Here is a 17,245-nt window from a genome sequence, read left to right as displayed (position 1 = left end):
CCGCCGTTCTCCCGTTTCCTCCGATCAATCCGGCCCGCGTGGCCCGGATTTGTCTCGATGAATTTATTCGTTGCGGACTTTTTTGTTGTCGTAGTATCGCCATTGACAACACTTGTTGCACTAAGGTCTAATTCGACATCGCATGTTGCGGTGCGGCTTGATGTCGTCGTTCCCGCCGGCCGGCTGGCCGGCCACATCGCTCAATCATGCGGAGAGAAACCATGAGTCGCCGTTCCTTCCTGAAAGCCGTCGCGGTTGCCGCCGCGCTCGGCGCAAGCATCGCGCACGCGGATACCAAGACGCTCGTCGTCGGGACCGATACGTCCTTCATGCCGTTCGAGTTCAAGCAGGGCGACAAGTACGTCGGCTTCGATCTCGACCTGTGGGCCGAGATCGCGAAGGACCAGGGCTGGAAATACACGATCCAGCCGATGGATTTCGCGGGCCTGATCCCGGCGCTGCAGACGCAGAACATCGACGTCGCGCTGTCCGGGATGACGATCAAGGAGGAGCGCAAGAAAGCGATCGACTTCTCCGCCCCTTACTACGACAGCGGCCTCGCGGCGATGGTGCAGGCGGGCAACACGTCGATCAAGTCGATCGACGACCTGAACGGCAAGGTGATCGCCGCGAAGACGGGCACCGCGACGATCGACTGGATCAAGGCGCACCTGAAGCCGAAGGAGGTCCGTCAGTTCCCCAACATCGACCAGGCCTATCTCGCGCTCGAAGCCGGCCGCGTCGACGCGGCGATGCACGACACGCCGAACGTCCTGTTCTTCGTGAACAACGAAGGCAAGGGCAAGGTAAAGGTCGCCGGCCAACCGGTCAGCGGCGACAAATACGGGATCGGCTTCCCGAAGGGCAGCGCGCTCGTGCCGAAGGTCAACGCGTCGCTCGTGAAGATCAAGGCCGACGGCCGCTACGCGCAGATCTACAAGAAGTGGTTCGGTGCCGAGCCGCCGAAGATGTGAGCGTGACGGCGCACCATGGCGCGGCCGGATGGCCGCGCCGGTCTTGATTCGAACGGGGAGCGACAAGTGAATTTCGATTGGTCGGCGATCTGGGCGGCGTTGCCGGACCTGATGGACGGGGTCCGGTTGACGGTGTTCATCGCATTTTTCGGGCTGGTGGGCGGCTTCATCGTCGGGATGATCGCGGGGATGTTCCGCGCATACGGACCGAAGGCGATGAACGTGCTCGCCCAGATCTATATTGAACTGATCCGCGGCACGCCGATCGTCGTGCAGGTGATGTTCCTGTACTTCGCGCTGCCGCTGCTCGCGCATATCCGCATCGACGGCCTGACGGCCGCGATCATCGCGATCACGGTGAATTCCGGCGCGTATCTCGCGGAAGTGGTGCGCGGCGCGCTGCTGTCGATTCCGAAGGGGCTGACGGAAGCGGGGCTCGCGATGGGCTTGTCGATGCCGCGCGTGCTGCTCAAGGTGGTCGGGCCGCTCGCGTTCCGGCGGCTGATTCCGCCGCTCGGCAACCAGTGCATCGTGAGCCTGAAGGACACGTCGCTGTTCATCGTGATCGGCGTCGGCGAGCTGACGCGCAAGGGGCAGGAAATCATCGCGGGCAATTTCCAGGCGGTCGAGATCTGGACGGCGGTGGCGATCATCTATCTGCTGCTGACCGGCGCCATGACGCTGACGCTGCGGATCGTCGAGAAAAGGATGCGCATCTTATGAGCATGATCGAATTCCAGAACGTGTCGAAGAGCTTCGGCCACGTGCCGGTGCTGAAGCATATCGACCTGAAGATCGACGCGGGCGAGGTGGTCGTCGTGATCGGCCCGTCCGGTTCGGGCAAGTCGACGATGTTGCGCTGTATCAACGCGCTCGAGAAAATCACCGGCGGCGAGCTGCTCGTCGACGGCCAGAGCGTGCGCGGCAACGCGGCGACGATCCGCAACATCCGGCTCGAGGCCGGCATGGTGTTCCAGCAGTTCAACCTGTTTCCGCAGATGACCGCGCTCGAGAACGTGATGTTCGGGCCGATCCAGGTGCGCGGTGCATCGCGTGCCGTCGCGCGCGACCAGGCGATGGCGCTGCTCGACAAGGTCGGCCTCGAATCGCGCGCGAATCATTACCCGTCGGAGCTGTCGGGCGGGCAGCAGCAGCGCGTGGCGATCGCGCGTGCGCTCGCGATCCGGCCGCGGCTGATGCTGTTCGACGAGCCGACGTCGGCGCTCGATCCGGAATTGCGCCACGAAGTGCTGAAAGTGATGCAGGATCTCGCAACCGAGGGGATGACGATGATCGTCGTCACGCACGAGATCGGCTTCGCGAAGCGGGTCGGCACGCGGCTGCTGTTTATGGATCAGGGCGGCATTGCCGAGGACGGCCATCCGGTCGACCTGATCGACCGTCCGCCGACGCCGCGCCTGAAGGAATTCCTGAAACACGTGTCCTGAACGAAACCGAAATGGCCGACATGCCGCTTTCCCTTTCTCCCGTCATCGCCGGTGCGCCGTTCGACATCGGCGTGCGCCTCGGCGAGCTTGCCCGCCCCGTATTCGACACGTACATGCGGCAGAGCAGCGCATGGCAGGCCGTGCGAGGCTGGCGCGGCCATCCGTTCGTCGATGCGCTGCGGCAGGCCGCGCTGGCCGCGTACCCCGATCTCGTCGCGGAACTGGACGGGATCGCGGCGGGCATCGGCTGGCCGGCCGAGGACGTCTTCCTGTGGAACTGCCGCGGCGAACTGATCCATCACGCGCCGGACGGCTGTACGACGCTCGCCGCGCGCGATGCCGACGGTACGCGCTGGATCGCGCACAACGAGGACGGCGATCCGTTCCTGCGCGAGCGTTGCCTGCTCGTCGACGTGCAGCCGGCCGGCAAGCCGGGTTTCGTCAGTTTCTATTACCCCGGTTCGCTGCCGGGCCATACGTTTGCCGCGAACCGCGCGGGCATCGTGCAGACGATCAACAATCTGCGCATCCGCACGCCGGCAGCCGGCGTGCCGCGCATGATCCTCGCGCGCGCGGTGCTCGACGCGACATCGCTCGACGCGGCGGCCGACGTGCTGCGCGGGCATGCGCGCGCGAGCGGCTTTCATCACACGCTCGGTGCGACCGGCGACGAACGCTTGCTGAGCATCGAGGCGAGCGTCGCGCGTTGTTCGGTCGTCGACGTCGCGCGACTGTCGGGCCATGCGAACCATCTGGTGCATCCCGGTTGCGACGCGCAAGCGCAGATCGTCACGCAATCGTCGGCCGACCGCCAGCGCCGCGTCGACACGCTGATGCCCGGCATCGACGCGGTCGACGAACGCGCATTGCTGCGCGTGCTAGACGATCGCGCGCCGCAAGGGCTGCCGATCTACCGTGACGATCCGGCCGACCCCGACGGCGAGAATACGCTGGCAACCGCCGTGTTCGCGATTGGCTCGGCATCAATCGATTTCACCGTTCATCAACACGGCACGCGGCGCTTCGCGACGCGCATCGTGCCGTCCGGACGCGCGCCCGACGCGTCCTGATCCATGAGGCCACGCATGACGACCGTTTTCCATCGCGCTCCGCGCGCCACCTTGCCCGTTGCCGTTGCAGGCGACGGCATCGAGATCATCGATTCGACCGGCAAACGCTATATCGACGCGTGCGGCGGCGCGGCCGTGTCGTGTCTGGGCCACAGCAACCAGCGCGTGATCGACGCGATCAAGCGGCAGGCGCAGCAACTGGCGTACGCGCATACGTCGTTCTTCACGACCGACGTGGCGGAAGAACTCGCCGACCGGCTCGTCGACGCCGCGCCGGCCGGCCTCGAACACGTGTATTTCGTGTCGGGCGGATCCGAGGCGATCGAGGCCGCGCTGAAGCTCGCGCGCCAGTATTTCGTCGAGAAGGGCGAGCCGCAGCGCCGGCATTTCATCGCGCGGCGGCAGAGCTACCACGGCAACACGCTCGGCGCACTCGCGATAGGCGGCAACGCATGGCGCCGCGAGCCGTTCCTGCCGCTGCTGATCGAAGCGCATCACGTGAGCCCGTGTTATGCGTACCGCGACCGGCAATCGGGCGAAACCGACGAAGCGTACGCGCAGCGTCTGGCGGACGAGCTTGAACGGAAGATCGTCGAACTCGGCGCGGAAAACGTCGCGGCGTTCGTCGCGGAGACGGTGGTGGGCGCAACGGCCGGCGCGGTGCCGCCGGTGCGCACGTACCTGAAGAAGATGCGCGCGGTGTGCGATAAATACGGCGTGCTGCTGATCCTCGACGAGATCATGGCGGGGATGGGGCGCACCGGCTACCTGTTCGCGTGCGAAGAAGACGACGTCGCGCCCGACCTGCTGACGATCGCGAAGGGGCTCGGCGCGGGCTACCAGCCGATCGGTGCGACACTGGTGAGCGACCGCATCTACCGGACGATCGTCGACGGCTCGGGTTTCTTCCAGCACGGCCACACGTACCTCGGCCACGCGACCGCGTGCGCGGCCGCGCTCGAAGTCCAGCGCGTGATCGCCGAAGAGAAACTGCTCGACAACGTGAAGGCGCGCGGCGAGCAGTTGCGTGCATCGTTGCGCGAGCATTATGGTACGCATCCGCATGTCGGCGACGTGCGCGGCCGCGGGCTGTTCGTCGGCATCGAGCTCGTGCGCGATCGCGACACCAAGGCGACGTTCGATCCCGCGCTGAGGCTGCATGCGGCGGTCAAGCGCGAAGCGATGCAGCGTGGGTTGATGGTGTACCCGATGGGTGGCACGATCGACGGCGTGCACGGCGATCACATCCTGGTGGCGCCGCCGTTCATCAGTACCGCGCCGCAGATCGACACGATCGTCGAGCGGCTGTCCGGCGCGATCGGCGCGGCGCTCGCGTCGGCCGGCGCGTGAATCCCGACTTCATCGAATCCCGACCATGACAGACAGACTGCCTCCTTTCGATCCCGCATTGGCCACCGACGAGCAGAAGGCCGTGCTGGCCGACATCCTCAGTGGTCCGCGCGGCAACCTGAACGGGCCGTTCCTCGGCTGGATCGCGAGCCCCGAGCTGGCCCAGCACGCGCAGAAGCTCGGCGCGTTCTGCCGCTATCGCACGGGCCTGCCGCTGCGCCTGTCGGAACTCGCGATTCTCGTGACGGCCGCGCGCTGGCGCTCGCAGGCCGAGTGGCACATCCATCATCCGATCGCGCTTGACGCCGGTGTGCCGGCAGCGACGGCCGAAGCGATCCGGCTGAGCGTCGCGCCCGCATTCGAATCGGACGACGACGCACTGATATACGCGTTCGCCAGCGAGCTGTACGACACGCGCCGCGTGAGCGATGCGACGTTCGCGCGCGCACAGGCGCGCTTCGGCCACGAGACCGTGGTGAATCTCGTCGCGCTGCTCGGTTACTACGCACTCGTCGCGATGACGCTGAACACGTTCGGTATGCGCGCAGACGGACAAACCGATTTGCCGTTCCCGGAATGAGGTGCAGTTGAACCGGCGCCCCCGAATCACGCGTCCGGCTTGAGACGCGGGTGTGAAGGCGCAGGCGGTTACTGATAATCGACCAGGACGGACATGGCGCCCATGACCGTGCCCGGCGTGACGACGGCCTCCGTCTGGACATAGCCGGCAACCATCGGAAGCGTGTAGGTGCCGCCCGTCGAGGACGAGTATGCGCCAAGCCGCAACGAGGAATCGAAGGCGGCCGGCAATCCGGATGCGTCCGTGATCTTGATGGCGATACCTTTTGCGGTCGATCCGCCACGCAGCGGCAATGCACCGGGAATGGTGGACGACGCGCCACCGATCGGCGTGAGCGTGTAACCGATGCGCGTATAGCCCGGCGGGCAATTTTCGAATCGCAGATTGAAGCTCTGCGTGGATGCGTTGTTGCCGGTCGATCCGACACCTTTGAATTGAGCGGCGGCGGCACCCGGCAGCGTGATGGATTGGGTGGGCGTGCCGCAGGTGCCGTTGACCAGCTTGACCTTGGCCGCCAGCGCGATCGCAAGACCGTCGTACGACGAACCGCAATAGGATGTGGATGTTCCGCGAGGCGACGTGCAAATATAGAAGTACGAAGGATTTCCGCCGGCCTGGCCGGCAAGGCTGCCGGGCTCAAGCGGCCGCGAATCGCGCACGAGCTGGACCTCAAGAGATGACGAGACGGTAATCGGCATACCGGCAGATCCGTAGTCGGCCCGGGTGGCGGGTTGGCCGCCGATCAGCAGCCGCGCCGAAATGCCGGGGACGTTGGTGGCGATATCGGGGCCGGGCGCGAAGGCGCCTCCGCCGTTCGGCCATAACGAGATCGCGTAGACGTCGCACTTGGCAAGCGCGCCGCAAAGCTGATTTTTCGGAATGGTATGGCGACTCAGGACCGTTCCGGCCGCAGTGGTGCTCGGCACGTTCAGCGTCGAGCCGAATGCGGTGACCTGGGTGAGTGCCAACGCGTCATGTGTGACGAAGGCGGCCATGAGCGTCAGGACGACGGGCAGTGACGCGCGGCGGAGTACACGTCTTGAACAAGCCGATATCGAGGCAGGATGAAATGGACTCGTGAGGTTCATGGGGATTTCCCGGCGAAATGTCGTCGTATGGAAGGGCAGATATGTCGAACTCCGATCAGATTTGGGATTTTCATCGAACGGGGCGGGATTTTTAATGGGACTAGTACGAAATTCAGGTTTAACCAATCGGAAAAGTGCGATGCGGTCTCCCTCACACGAACTGGTTCCTGCGTGTCAGGCATGCGCGCCCGGGGCCTGACCGCCCACGATGCCGCGCTTTGTCGGATGCCGTGCCCGCGCTCGGTGAAACCCTGTTGCGAATTCCGTCGTTCGAGGATGCGACGTTCGCATGCCGTCCGCTCGGCGGTCGACCTGAACATGACTCGCGCGGCGTGCGACAAGAGCGGTGTGCTGCCGACTGTCGACGCAATCATGTCGGGGATGGGGCGCACCGGTTGCCTGTTTGCGTGCGACGATGACGCTGAACGCGTTCGGTATGCGTGCAGACCGACAAACTGATTTGCCGTTTCCGGAATAATCGCCGGCGGCGCCTGCGTCGGGAGCACGCCGCACGCGCGCCACGATGGCCCGAAAAGCCCGTATTCTCGGGCCTTTCGGCGTTTCGGCACGGTCGATCCGGCAACGCGCCGCGTCGTGACGACGCACGCCGCACGACCTGCGCGTCAGTGCAGGAATTTTTTCCCCTACCTAGAATTTCGGCAAACAGCTTACGGGGGAAATATCGATGCGCTGGGTCCTGTTGATCGTGTTCGTTGCGTGTGTCGTGTACACGCATCGGCGCGGCAAGGTTCGGCACAGGTTGTTCAGGCAACTATCCGATCACTCGACCTTCATCGCACCGCTGAACTGCTTTTCTTACGCGTTCTCGTCGGTGCCGACCACGCCGTTTCTCGATACGGATCACTTTCCGGAGCTCGCGGTGCTACGGCGCGAATGGCGCACGTTTCGCGGCGAAGCGCTCGCGTTGCGCGACGCGAGCCGGATCAAGGCGTCCGGCGAGTACAACGACATCGGCTTCAATTCGTTCTTTCGCCACGGCTGGAAGCGTTTCTACCTGAAGTGGTACGACGCGCCGCATCCGTCCGCGCAGGCGCTGTGTCCACGCTCGGTCGAGATCCTGTCGCGGATTCCGTCGATCAAGGCGGCGATGTTCGCGCAGTTGCCGCCGGGCGGGAAACTCGGGCTGCATCGCGATCCGTACGCGGGCTCGCTGCGCTACCACCTCGGGCTCGATACGCCGAACGACGACGCGTGCCGGATCATCGTGGACGGCGAGTCGTATGCATGGCGGGACGGGGAGGCCGTGATGTTCGACGAGACGTACCTGCACTGGGCCGAAAACCGCACCGGGCACGATCGCGTGATCCTGTTCTGCGACATCGACCGCCCGATGAGATATCGCTGGGCGCAGCGCATCAACGATGCGTTCGGGCAACTGCTGATGCGCGCGGCGGCGTCGCCGAACGAAACCGGCGATCGCACGGGCGGCCTCAATCGTGCGTTCAGGTACCTGTATGCGATTCGCCGCGCCGGCAAGCGATTGAAGGCATGGAATCGCACCGTGTACTACGTCGTGAAGTGGCTGCTGTTCGGCGGGATCGCGGTTGCAATTTTCTGTATCTGACGGGGACGAGCAGGCATTTTTCCGTCTGACGATAGGGCGCGCGGCATCGCATCGGCGGCCCTCGGCCGCCATCAATGCAACCAAATGTATTCATGCGGGATCAATGACCGACGGCCGCGTATGATGGCTTGTTCACGTCGAAATGATCGGTGAGCAAGCATGACGAGTACCCGCAAGACCTTGATGATCGCCGGTGCGCTCCTGGTAGCCGCGGCCGGCACTGGCTACGTGATGCTCCTGCGCGCGGACCACCGTGCGATCGAAGACGCCGGCATCGGCGATTCGGCCGCGCCGGTCGCCGCGGCACCCGCGAGCAACGATCATGCGGTGCAGGGCGCCATCGCGCCGCCGGCACCGGCTGCCGCGACGGCATCGAAACAGGTCGCGGCCGCGCCGCCTCCCTCCGCACCCACGCCTGCGCCGGCTGAAACCGCGCGGATCGACGCGGCGCCTGCGGCCGTGCCCGCGGTTCCGGTCGTCAGCGACAAGCCGCAACCGGTGACGAAGCCCGCCGCACCGCCGCCGAAAGTCAACGTGGTGACGGTGGATGCGCAGGATTCGACCCCGCCGGCGCCGGCCGTCAAACCCGCTCCATCGGCCGCATCCGCGCAGGTCGCGCAACGTGCGCCGCGCAAGCGCGACGGCCTCGAACGCCATGCAGCCGCCGCGCCGGCCGCGACGAAATCCGAAACGCCGGAGACGGCCGCGCTGGTCCGGGAATCGGCGAAGCTCGACCCGTCGTTGCCGCCGCCGCCGATGTCGTCGATGTCGGCAAGCGCCGGTTCGTCCCGCCAGGGGAATTCGTCCGGCGCGAATCCGGTCGCCGCCGCGATGACCGAGCAACTGGTCCGCGCATCGAGCAACTTCAAGTCGACGACACCCGTGCCTGCGAACGGCGATCCGACCGCAACCAAGTAGCCGCGCCAACTTCCGAATAAAAAGGACCCCGCATGCCGACCAAAGCATGCGGGGCCAAGAGAGACAATCCGGTACGCCGAAGGGCGTTATGCGGCGACCGCTTCTTCCGCTTGCGGCTGCGGTGCGGCGGCCGGCGCCACGTCCTGGCGGATCAGGTGGTCGAACGCGCCGAGCGACGCCTTCGCGCCTTCACCCACGGCGATCACGATCTGCTTGAACGGCACCGTCGTCACGTCGCCGGCCGCGAACACGCCCGGCACCGACGTCGCACCGCGCGCATCGACGACGATCTCGCCGTGCTTCGACAGTTCGACCGTCCCTTTCAGCCATTCGGTGTTCGGCACGAGGCCGATCTGCACGAACACGCCTTCGAGATCGATGCGCCGCGTGTCGCCCGAGCGCAGATCCTTGTAGACGAGCCCGTTCAGCTTGCTGCCGTCGCCGGTCAGCTCGGTCGTCTGCGCCTGCGTGACGATCGTCACGTTCGGCAGGCTGCGCAGCTTGCGCTGCAGCACTTCGTCCGCGCGCAGTTGCGCGCCGAATTCGATCAGCGTGACTTCCTTCACGATGCCGGCCAGGTCGATCGCGGCCTCGACGCCCGAGTTGCCGCCGCCGACCACCGCGACGCGCTTGCCCTTGAACAGCGGGCCGTCGCAGTGCGGGCAGTACGCGACACCGCGGTTGCGGTACTCGCGCTCGCCCGGCACGTTGATTTCGCGCCAGCGCGCGCCGGTCGCGAGCACGATCGTCCTCGCCTTCAGCACCGCGCCGTTCGCGAGGCGGATCTGGTGCACGTCGCCCGGAATCAACGCGTCGGCGCGCTGCACGTCCATGATGTCGACGTCGTACTGCTTCACGTGCTGCTCGAGCGCGGTCGCGAACTTCGGCCCTTCGGTTTCCTGTACCGACACGAAGTTCTCGATCGCCATCGTGTCGAGCACCTGGCCGCCGAAACGCTCGGCGACGACGCCCGTCGCGATGCCCTTGCGCGCCGAGTAGATGGCGGCTGCCGCGCCTGCCGGGCCGCCGCCGACGATCAGCGTGTCGAACACCGGCTTGTTTTCGAGCGACTTCGCCGCGCGTTCGCCGGCGCCCGTGTCGAGCTTCGCGAGGATTTCCTTCACGCTGCTGCGGCCCTGGCCGAACGACGCGCCGTTCAGGAACATCGTCGGCACGGCCATGATCTGGCGCGACTCGACTTCATCCTGGAACAGTGCGCCGTCGATCGCGACGTGGCGGATGCGCGGGTTGATCAGCGACATCACGTTCAGCGCCTGCACGACTTCCGGGCAGTTCTGGCACGACAGCGAGAAATACGTCTCGAATGCGTAATCGCCGTCGAGCGCGCGGATCTGTTCGATCACGTCGTCGTCGAGCTTGATCGGGTGGCCGCCCGTCTGCAGCAACGCGAGCACGAGCGACGTGAATTCATGGCCCATCGGGATGCCGGCGAAGCGGATGCCGGCCGGCTTGCCGGGTTCGCCGATCGAGAACGACGGCTTGCGCTCGGCGTCGTCGCGGCGTTCCGCAACGGTCACGCGATCCGTCAGCGACGCAATCTCGTTCAGCAGCGCCAGCAGTTCCTGCGATTTTGCGCTGTCGTCGAGCGAAGCGACGAGTTCGATCGGGCGCGTGATTTTTTCGAGGTACGCTTTGAGTTGGTTCTTGAGATTGGCGTCGAGCATGGCGTTTCGGATTCCGTATTGATTATGCTGGTCGGGCACGTCGTGCCGGAGGAGGGTGCGGGCCGCGTGTCGCGGCGGCCCGCCATCGCGCGCCTCGTGCGAGGCGCGCGGCGCGATCGTCAGATCTTGCCGATCAGGTCGAGCGACGGGGTCAGCGTTTCCGCGCCCGGCGTCCACTTGGCCGGGCACACTTCACCCGGGTGCGCCGCGATGTATTGCGCAGCCTGCACCTTGCGCAGCAGTTCGCCTGCGTCGCGGCCGATGCCGTTGTCGTGGATTTCGCACAGCTTGATCTCGCCTTCCGGGTTGATCACGAACGTGCCGCGCAGGGCCATTCCTTCTTCCTCGATCAGCACGTCGAAGTTGCGCGACAGCGTGAGCGTCGGGTCGCCGATCATCGGGTACTTGATCTTGGCGATCGTGTCCGACGTGTCGTGCCATGCCTTGTGCGTGAAGTGCGTGTCGGTCGACACGCCGTAGATTTCGACACCCAGCTTCTGGAATTCCGCGTAACGGTCGGCGAGGTCGCCCAGCTCGGTCGGGCAGACGAACGTGAAGTCGGCCGGGTAGAACACGACGACGGACCACTTGCCCTTGAAGTTCTCTTCCGAGACGGGCACGAAATCGCCGTTGTGGTAAGCGGTTGCCTTGAACGGCTTGATTTGGGTGTTGATGATCGGCATCTGGAGAATTCCTTGTCTTCAGTGGTGAGTGGAGTGTTGCCAGTATCCGGGTTCACCCGGAGCTTGTGAAATTGCTTGTTTCAATCTGGGGCATCGGGATTTTCTATCTGCTTCCGGCCCTTGATTGTGCGGGCCTGTGGGAGCGGCTTGTCGAGTGCGGGGCGGATGGCTGTCGAATGCGGACGAGCGCGGGCGCTGGACGAACGTCTCGCGCGATCGTGTCCGGTGCGACGGGAGGGCAAGGTGTCGCGGTATGCGACGGCTCAGAGCGTGTAGGGAACGCGGACGTCGGGTTCGGTGGCGGGGAAGTCCTTCGTGTTGCGCGACACGAGCAGGAGCCCGTTGACTTGTGCCGATGCCCAGACAATTGCGTCGGGCAGGCGGAGGCGCCGCTCCTGACGGATTGTCATGACGCGATTCGCAACGGTGTGGTCGAGCGCGATGACATCAAACGACGAGAGCCATGCGCGGATGGGCGCCTCGTCCTGTGCGGGCGTACCGGCCAGCACCTCCATCCACGAGATCGTGCTGATCGCTCGATAGTCGTAGCGGCCCAGTTCCACGCGTGCCGATTCCACGCCGCCCAAATAGTCGATCAGGATGTTGGTGTCGAAGAGCGCTTTTACCATTCCGAGCGTCGTTCCGCCGGCGCGGCACGTTCCGCTCAGATCCCCGCCATCTTCCTCAGCCACTCGGCGAGCCGCCGCGCCCCGTCCGGCATGTCCGCGTCCTCGCGCGTACACAGGTAGTAATCGCGCCCGTCGTCGAGCGCGTGATCGAACAGCTTCACGAGCTCGCCGTTCGCCAGCTCGCGCTCGACCAGCGGCGCGCGCAGCAGCGCCGCGCCGAGATCCGCACGCGCGGCGCTCAGCGTGAGCTGCCCATCCTCGAACATCGGCCCCACCGCGTGCGACACGTGCCGCACGCCGGCACCCTGCAGCCAGTTGACCCACGTGCTGCGATCCTCGTCGTGCACGAGCGGCGCCCGGGCGAGATCGGCCGGCGTGCGGAACGGCCCGTGGCGCGTCAGGAACGACGGGCTGCACATCGGCACCATCGCGCCCGGCAGCAGCCGTTCGCAGCGGTAGCCGGGCCAGTCGCCGGTGCCGAAGCGGATCGACAGGTCCGACGCGTCGCTTCGGTAGTTGCGGTGATGGGCGTACAGCACCGTGACGTCGACGTCCGTGTTGTCGGCGAGGAACGCGTGCAGCCGCGGAATGAACCAGCCGATGCCGAGCAGCGGAATCAGGCTGACGGTGATCTGCCGCAGCGACGAGCGGTCGCGCACGAAGCGCGTCGCGCTGCGCAGCACCGAGAACGCCGCGCTGATCGAGCGGTAATAATCGCGCCCTTCGTCGGTGAGCGCGAGCAGCCGGCCTTCGCGGACCGTCAGCGGCGTCTGGATGAACGCTTCCAGCAGTTGCAGCTGATGGCTGACGGCCGACGGCGTGATGTCGAGTTCGCCCGCCGCCGCGGTGACCGACCCGAGACGCGCAAACGCTTCGAACGCGCGCACCGCGCGCAGCGGCGGATCGTGCGGTAATTGTTCGATATTTTTCATGTATCGAATTTTATCGAAAAGTCAGGGTAAGCGACAACATGAAAATATGCTTTATATACAGTCGTATACGTTAATGTTCCGGAAACGGCATAAGCATCCAACAATTGGGTATTTGGGGCTTGGGTGTTGAATATTTAATATTTTTCATGTTTTGATTCGACCTACCGATCCTCCACACATGAAAATCGCTTTTCTCTCCGCCAGTCTCGCATTCTCCGCGGCCGCCCTGGTCGCCTCCGTTCCCGCGTTCGCGCAATCCGCACCGCAGACGATCCTGATCGGTCTCGCCGCGCCGCTGACCGGCCCGTCCGCGCGGATCGGCAAGGATCTGCAGAACGGCGCGCAACTCGCGATCGACGACGCGAACGCCAAGCATCCGACCATCGGCGGCAAGCCGGTCGTCTACAAGCTCGTCGCGGCCGACGACCAGTCCGATCCGCGCACGGCCGTCGCGGTGGCGCAGCAGCTCGTCGACCAGCACGTGATCGGCGTCGTCGGTCACTGGAACACGGGCTGCAGCGTGCCGGCGTCGCGCGTGTACCGCGACGCGGGCATCCCGCAGATCGCGCCGGCGTCCACCGGCCATCAATACACGCAGCAGGGCTACGCGACGGCGTTCCGGATCATGGGCCACGACGATGCGGGCGGCAATTTCACCGGCGCGTATGCGGTGAAGACGCTGAAGGCGAAGCGCATCGCGGTGATCGACGATCGCACGTCGTTCGGCGCGGGACTGGCCGACCAGTTCATCAAGGGCGTGCAGGCGAACGGCGGCGCGATCGTCGATCGCCAGTACGTGAACGACAAGACGACCGATTTCAGCGGCGTGCTGACCGCGATCAAGGGCAAGCACGCGGATCTCGTGTTCTTCGGCGGCCTCGATGCGCAGGCCGCGCCGATCGCCCGCCGGATGCGCCAGCTCGGCGTCAATGCGCCGCTGCTCGGCGCGGGCGGCTTCGTGAGCCAGACCTTCCTGTCGCTCGCGGGCAAGGACGGCGACGGCGTGACGGCGCTCGAACCGGGCCTGCCGCTCGACCGGATGCCGGGCGGCCAGGCGTTCGACACGCAATACCAGGCACGCTTTCATGCACCGATCGAACTGCATGCGCCGTTCGCGTACGACGCGGCGGCCACGCTGATCGCCGCCGCGCAGAAGGCCGGCACGACGCAGCCGGCGAAGCTCGTCGCGGCGGTGCGCGCCATCGACCGGCCGGGCGTGACCGGGCGTATCGCGTTCGACCCGGAAGGCAACCTGAAGGACCCGGCCTTCACGATCTACCAGGTGCGCGGCGGCAAGTGGGCCGTCGTCGACGTGCTCGGCGGTTCGCGCACCGCGGCCAAGTAGACCCCACGAGACAAAGACGATCCTCATGACCGAATCCAGCCCGACATCCGCCGCCGCACCCGAGGACACGCGCCTCGGGATCCTCGCGCGGCGCCGCATCGAAGCGGAAATCATCAAGCCGATCTACGAGATCATGAAGCGCGAGTTCGGCACCGAGCGCGCGCAGGCCGTGATCGCGGAAGCCGTGCGCGGCGCGGCCGTCGACGCGGGCCGCACGTTCGCCGCGCAGGAGCCGGACGGCACGAGCGTGAAGTCGTTCATCGCGCTGCAGGTGCTGTGGGAGAAGGACGATGCGCTCGACGTCGAGGTGCGGCGCGCGGACGACACGCATTACGACTACGACGTGCATCGCTGCCGCTACGCGGAGATGTATCACGCGATGGGGCTCGGCGAGATCGGGCACCTGCTCAGCTGCGCGCGCGACAGCTATTTCATCCAGGGTTATGCGCCGGATATCGCGCTCACGCGCACGAGCACGATCATGCAGGGCGGCAAGCGTTGCGATTTCCGCTATGCGCTGCAAGGTTCCGCGGAGCACGGCGATGCGTGAGAACACCGTCAACGTACCGCGCGTCGACGGCGACCGCCTGTGGGCGTCGCTCGAGCGGATGGCCCAGATCGGCGCGACGCCGAAGGGCGGCGTCTGCCGCCTCGCGCTGACCGATCTCGATCGCGAGTCGCGCGACCTGTTCGTGCAATGGGCGCGAGAGGCCGGCTGCACGGTGCGCGTCGACAAAATGGGCAACGTGTTCGCTCGCCGCCCCGGCCGGAATCCCGATGCCGCGCCGGTGATGACCGGTTCGCACGCCGATTCGCAGCCGACGGGCGGCAAGTACGACGGCATCTACGGCGTGCTCGGCGGCCTCGAGGTCGTGCGTGCGCTGAACGACGCGGGCATCGAGACCGAGCGCCCGGTCGACGTCGTGATCTGGACCAACGAGGAAGGCTCGCGCTTCGCGCCGGCGATGGTGTCGGCCGGCGTGTTTTCCGGCGTCTATACGCTCGAATACGGGCTGTCGCGTACCGACGGCACGGGCCGGACGATCGGCGACGAGCTCGAGCGGATCGGCTATGCGGGCGCGGCGCCCGTCGGCGGTTATCCGGTGCACGCGGCGTACGAACTGCATATCGAGCAGGGCGCGATTCTCGAACGGGCCGGCAAGACGATCGGCGTCGTGACGGCCGGGCAGGGGCAACGCTGGTACGAAGTGACGTTGACCGGTGTCGACGCGCACGCGGGCACGACGCCGATGGCATTCCGTCGCGATGCGCTGGTCGGCGCCGCACGGATGATCTCGTTTCTCGACGAACTCGGCCGTCGTTACGCGCCGCATGCGCGCGCGACGGTCGGGATGATCGAGGCGCGGCCGAACTCGCGCAATACGGTGCCGGGCGGCTGCTTCTTCACGGTCGAATTCCGCCATCCCGACGATGCGGTACTCGACGAACTGGACGCGGCGCTGCGCGCGGAACTCGCACGCGTGGCGGACGCGTCCGGCCTCGGCGCGCGGATCGAGCAGATCTTCACGTACCCGCCGGTTCCGTTCGCGCCGCGCTGCATCGACGCAGTGCGCGACGCGGCCGAGGCGCTCGGTCTGTCGCACATGGATATCGTGTCCGGCGCGGGCCACGACGCGTGTTATGTCGCGCGCGTCGCGCCGACCGGGATGATCTTCGTGCCGTGCGTCGACGGGCTGAGCCACAACGAGGCCGAAGCGATCACGCCCGAATGGGCGGCGGCGGGCGCCGACGTGCTGTTGCGCGCGGTGCTGCGAAGCGCGCAGGAAGCCTGAGCGTGACGCGCCCGGCCCGGCGGCAGGGTTTCGCCGGGCCGGGCAGGCGTTCGTCTGGCGTGACGCCAGCGCGCGCGTTGCGTCAGACCGACCGCGAATGCCGGCCGATGTAGCGGCGCATCACGTGGAACGCCGTATCGGTGCGGCCCGGCATCGTCGTCAACGCACCATCGGCCGCAAACCCGAGCTTTTCGTAGAACCGGTACGCCGCTTCGCGTGCCGTGCACCAGACGAGCGCGGCCCCGCGTTCTTCCGCGTGCCGCACGCAGACCTGCACCAGCACGCGTCCGAATCCCATGCCGCGCACGGCAGGGTGGACGGCCATTCCGCGAAGCCGCCACGCCGGCTGCGCGGGATCGTCGTCGCGCGGCTCCTCGCAGAGCGACGCGACGGCGACGATGCCCGACCGGTCGCGCACGCCGACATGCAGCGTCGTCGGCGCATGGTCGCCGGCCAGCTCGCATGCGTTCAGGTCGCCGTTGAGCAGGATCGTCGCCCTGAGCGGGTGCGTCTGCGCGGCGTCGATCGGCGCGATGGTGAACAGCGTGTCGCGTGATGTCATCAACGTCCCCTGGATGATCCGGCTGCCCGTCACTGGCCGGCCTTGCGCTTTGCCCGGTACGCGAGATACGCGACGATCTGGTCGAGTTCCCGGTCGCTCAGCTGGTCGGGCGGAAAGGCCGGCATGCGGCGGCCCGGCCAGTCGCGTACCGACGCCGGGTCGCGGATATAGCGGCGCAGCGCGGCCGGCTGGAAGTAGTCGACCGGATTCATCGGCGTGTTCAGGTCGGGGCCGGCGTGGCTGCTGCCCGCACCGTCGAGCCGGTGGCAGGCGAGGCATTGCGTGACGAACAGCCGCTGGCCCGCGCGGGCCGGCTCGTCGGCGGGCAAGGCCGGATCGACGGCCAGCGACGGCCAGCGCGCGAGCGGCGACGATTCGATCGTGACGCGCACGACCTGGTACGGCCACTGCTCGCCGCGCACCGACGACGCGTCCGGCCCGAGCCACACGAGGTAGAACGGCCCGGCGCTGACCGGCTTGCCGGGCAGCTTCGGCCACGGATGGGCCGGGTCCTCGATCGCGAGCCACGGGACGGCGCGGGCCGGGGCGTGGGGGCGCACGAGATCCAGCGGCAGTTGCGCGGCGAAGCCGTCGGCCGCGCGA

The 17,245-nt window shown here is 66.4% G+C and carries 18 protein-coding genes; 11 read left to right on the top strand and 7 right to left on the bottom strand.

Annotated features, from left to right (window positions below; all coding sequences use genetic code 11):
• Positions 1 to 221: 221 nt before the first annotated feature.
• Genes glnH through G3N62_RS14370 form a run of 6 tightly spaced genes read left to right on the top strand, consistent with a single transcriptional unit; the run spans position 222 to position 5,422 of the window.
• Positions 222 to 974, top strand: coding sequence for a glutamine ABC transporter substrate-binding protein GlnH (gene glnH / locus G3N62_RS14395; protein WP_049034308.1), 753 nt, complete (start codon positions 222 to 224; stop codon positions 972 to 974).
• A gap of 15 nt (positions 975 to 989) precedes the next feature.
• Complete coding sequence (glnP, locus tag G3N62_RS14390) at positions 990 to 1,697, top strand: glutamine ABC transporter permease GlnP (RefSeq protein WP_175027885.1); 708 nt, start codon at positions 990 to 992, stop codon at positions 1,695 to 1,697.
• Positions 1,694 to 2,422: a glutamine ABC transporter ATP-binding protein GlnQ gene (glnQ, locus tag G3N62_RS14385; protein WP_185733028.1), complete on the top strand. Its 729-nt coding sequence runs from the start codon at positions 1,694 to 1,696 to the stop codon at positions 2,420 to 2,422. Before glnP ends, glnQ begins: the two co-directional genes overlap by 4 nt.
• Before the next feature lie 20 nt (positions 2,423 to 2,442).
• A complete protein-coding gene (locus G3N62_RS14380; protein ID WP_034185994.1) occupies positions 2,443 to 3,492 on the top strand; it encodes a C45 family peptidase in 1,050 nt (349 codons plus the stop codon).
• A gap of 15 nt (positions 3,493 to 3,507) precedes the next feature.
• Positions 3,508 to 4,842 carry an aspartate aminotransferase family protein gene (locus G3N62_RS14375; protein WP_034185931.1) on the top strand — a complete coding sequence of 445 codons (1,335 nt, stop codon included), beginning with the start codon at positions 3,508 to 3,510 and terminating at the stop codon, positions 4,840 to 4,842.
• Positions 4,843 to 4,867: 25 nt separating this feature from the next.
• Positions 4,868 to 5,422: a 4-carboxymuconolactone decarboxylase gene (locus G3N62_RS14370; protein ID WP_069705090.1), complete on the top strand. Its 555-nt coding sequence runs from the start codon at positions 4,868 to 4,870 to the stop codon at positions 5,420 to 5,422.
• 68 nt (positions 5,423 to 5,490) lie between these two features.
• Here the strand turns inward: G3N62_RS14370 and G3N62_RS14365 are convergent, their stop codons facing one another.
• Complete coding sequence (locus tag G3N62_RS14365) at positions 5,491 to 6,510, bottom strand: fimbrial protein (protein WP_124668978.1); 1,020 nt, start codon at positions 6,508 to 6,510, stop codon at positions 5,491 to 5,493.
• Between the two features lie 685 nt (positions 6,511 to 7,195).
• Between G3N62_RS14365 and lpxO the strand changes: the two genes are divergently transcribed.
• Both lpxO and G3N62_RS14355 read left to right on the top strand, forming a co-directional pair.
• Positions 7,196 to 8,095 carry a lipid A hydroxylase LpxO gene (gene lpxO / locus G3N62_RS14360; RefSeq protein WP_124668980.1) on the top strand — a complete coding sequence of 300 codons (900 nt, stop codon included), beginning with the start codon at positions 7,196 to 7,198 and terminating at the stop codon, positions 8,093 to 8,095.
• A gap of 159 nt (positions 8,096 to 8,254) precedes the next feature.
• A complete protein-coding gene (locus G3N62_RS14355; protein ID WP_124668981.1) occupies positions 8,255 to 9,013 on the top strand; it encodes an extensin in 759 nt (252 codons plus the stop codon).
• Positions 9,014 to 9,099: 86 nt separating this feature from the next.
• On the opposite strand, the gene ahpF is transcribed toward G3N62_RS14355, so the two are convergent.
• From ahpF to G3N62_RS14335, 4 genes are all read right to left on the bottom strand, one after another.
• Positions 9,100 to 10,698, bottom strand: coding sequence for an alkyl hydroperoxide reductase subunit F (ahpF, locus tag G3N62_RS14350; RefSeq protein ID WP_124609756.1), 1,599 nt, complete (start codon positions 10,696 to 10,698; stop codon positions 9,100 to 9,102).
• Between the two features lie 119 nt (positions 10,699 to 10,817).
• Positions 10,818 to 11,381, bottom strand: coding sequence for an alkyl hydroperoxide reductase subunit C (gene ahpC / locus G3N62_RS14345; protein WP_049035363.1), 564 nt, complete (start codon positions 11,379 to 11,381; stop codon positions 10,818 to 10,820).
• A gap of 263 nt (positions 11,382 to 11,644) precedes the next feature.
• Entirely contained in the window at positions 11,645 to 12,010 is a 366-nt protein-coding gene (locus tag G3N62_RS14340; RefSeq protein ID WP_049035366.1) for a type II toxin-antitoxin system VapC family toxin, read from the bottom strand.
• Between the two features lie 35 nt (positions 12,011 to 12,045).
• Positions 12,046 to 12,942: a LysR substrate-binding domain-containing protein gene (locus G3N62_RS14335; RefSeq protein ID WP_034185939.1), complete on the bottom strand. Its 897-nt coding sequence runs from the start codon at positions 12,940 to 12,942 to the stop codon at positions 12,046 to 12,048.
• 178 nt (positions 12,943 to 13,120) lie between these two features.
• Between G3N62_RS14335 and G3N62_RS14330 the strand changes: the two genes are divergently transcribed.
• Genes G3N62_RS14330 through G3N62_RS14320 form a run of 3 tightly spaced genes read left to right on the top strand, consistent with a single transcriptional unit; the run spans position 13,121 to position 16,080 of the window.
• Positions 13,121 to 14,287 (top strand): branched-chain amino acid ABC transporter substrate-binding protein, encoded by a 1,167-nt coding sequence (locus G3N62_RS14330; RefSeq protein ID WP_034185940.1) that lies wholly within the window; start codon positions 13,121 to 13,123, stop codon positions 14,285 to 14,287.
• A gap of 25 nt (positions 14,288 to 14,312) precedes the next feature.
• Positions 14,313 to 14,837 carry an L-2-amino-thiazoline-4-carboxylic acid hydrolase gene (locus G3N62_RS14325; protein ID WP_034185941.1) on the top strand — a complete coding sequence of 175 codons (525 nt, stop codon included), beginning with the start codon at positions 14,313 to 14,315 and terminating at the stop codon, positions 14,835 to 14,837.
• The gene (locus tag G3N62_RS14320; RefSeq protein WP_124668982.1) at positions 14,830 to 16,080 is read left to right on the top strand and encodes a Zn-dependent hydrolase; all 1,251 of its coding nucleotides are present in this window, start codon (positions 14,830 to 14,832) and stop codon (positions 16,078 to 16,080) included. The genes G3N62_RS14325 and G3N62_RS14320 overlap by 8 nt, the downstream gene beginning before the upstream one ends.
• Before the next feature lie 82 nt (positions 16,081 to 16,162).
• Here the strand turns inward: G3N62_RS14320 and G3N62_RS14315 are convergent, their stop codons facing one another.
• Together G3N62_RS14315 and G3N62_RS14310 are read right to left on the bottom strand one after the other, a co-directional pair.
• Positions 16,163 to 16,642 carry a GNAT family N-acetyltransferase gene (locus G3N62_RS14315; protein ID WP_059558226.1) on the bottom strand — a complete coding sequence of 160 codons (480 nt, stop codon included), beginning with the start codon at positions 16,640 to 16,642 and terminating at the stop codon, positions 16,163 to 16,165.
• Between the two features lie 29 nt (positions 16,643 to 16,671).
• A partial coding sequence (locus G3N62_RS14310; RefSeq protein ID WP_206141246.1) for a cytochrome c occupies positions 16,672 to 17,245 on the bottom strand: 574 nt, incomplete at its 5' end.

This window comes from Burkholderia sp. Tr-20355, assembly GCF_017104685.1.
GTDB classification, from domain to species: domain Bacteria; phylum Pseudomonadota; class Gammaproteobacteria; order Burkholderiales; family Burkholderiaceae; genus Burkholderia; species Burkholderia seminalis.
Note: the sequence above shows the minus strand (reverse complement) of the source record. Positions and strands in the feature narration are given on the sequence as shown.

Coding starts and splice junctions, on each gene's coding strand:
- glnH (WP_049034308.1), top strand. CDS start 222: ATGAGTCGCCGTTCCTTCCTGAAAGCCGTCGCGGTTGCCGCCGCGCTC.
- glnP (WP_175027885.1), top strand. CDS start 990: ATGGCGCGGCCGGATGGCCGCGCCGGTCTTGATTCGAACGGGGAGCGA.
- glnQ (WP_185733028.1), top strand. CDS start 1,694: ATGAGCATGATCGAATTCCAGAACGTGTCGAAGAGCTTCGGCCACGTG.
- G3N62_RS14380 (WP_034185994.1), top strand. CDS start 2,443: ATGCCGCTTTCCCTTTCTCCCGTCATCGCCGGTGCGCCGTTCGACATC.
- G3N62_RS14375 (WP_034185931.1), top strand. CDS start 3,508: ATGACGACCGTTTTCCATCGCGCTCCGCGCGCCACCTTGCCCGTTGCC.
- G3N62_RS14370 (WP_069705090.1), top strand. CDS start 4,868: ATGACAGACAGACTGCCTCCTTTCGATCCCGCATTGGCCACCGACGAG.
- G3N62_RS14365 (WP_124668978.1), bottom strand. CDS start 6,510: ATGAACCTCACGAGTCCATTTCATCCTGCCTCGATATCGGCTTGTTCA.
- lpxO (WP_124668980.1), top strand. CDS start 7,196: ATGCGCTGGGTCCTGTTGATCGTGTTCGTTGCGTGTGTCGTGTACACG.
- G3N62_RS14355 (WP_124668981.1), top strand. CDS start 8,255: ATGACGAGTACCCGCAAGACCTTGATGATCGCCGGTGCGCTCCTGGTA.
- ahpF (WP_124609756.1), bottom strand. CDS start 10,698: ATGCTCGACGCCAATCTCAAGAACCAACTCAAAGCGTACCTCGAAAAA.
- ahpC (WP_049035363.1), bottom strand. CDS start 11,381: ATGCCGATCATCAACACCCAAATCAAGCCGTTCAAGGCAACCGCTTAC.
- G3N62_RS14340 (WP_049035366.1), bottom strand. CDS start 12,010: ATGGTAAAAGCGCTCTTCGACACCAACATCCTGATCGACTATTTGGGC.
- G3N62_RS14335 (WP_034185939.1), bottom strand. CDS start 12,942: ATGAAAAATATCGAACAATTACCGCACGATCCGCCGCTGCGCGCGGTG.
- G3N62_RS14330 (WP_034185940.1), top strand. CDS start 13,121: ATGAAAATCGCTTTTCTCTCCGCCAGTCTCGCATTCTCCGCGGCCGCC.
- G3N62_RS14325 (WP_034185941.1), top strand. CDS start 14,313: ATGACCGAATCCAGCCCGACATCCGCCGCCGCACCCGAGGACACGCGC.
- G3N62_RS14320 (WP_124668982.1), top strand. CDS start 14,830: ATGCGTGAGAACACCGTCAACGTACCGCGCGTCGACGGCGACCGCCTG.
- G3N62_RS14315 (WP_059558226.1), bottom strand. CDS start 16,642: ATGACATCACGCGACACGCTGTTCACCATCGCGCCGATCGACGCCGCG.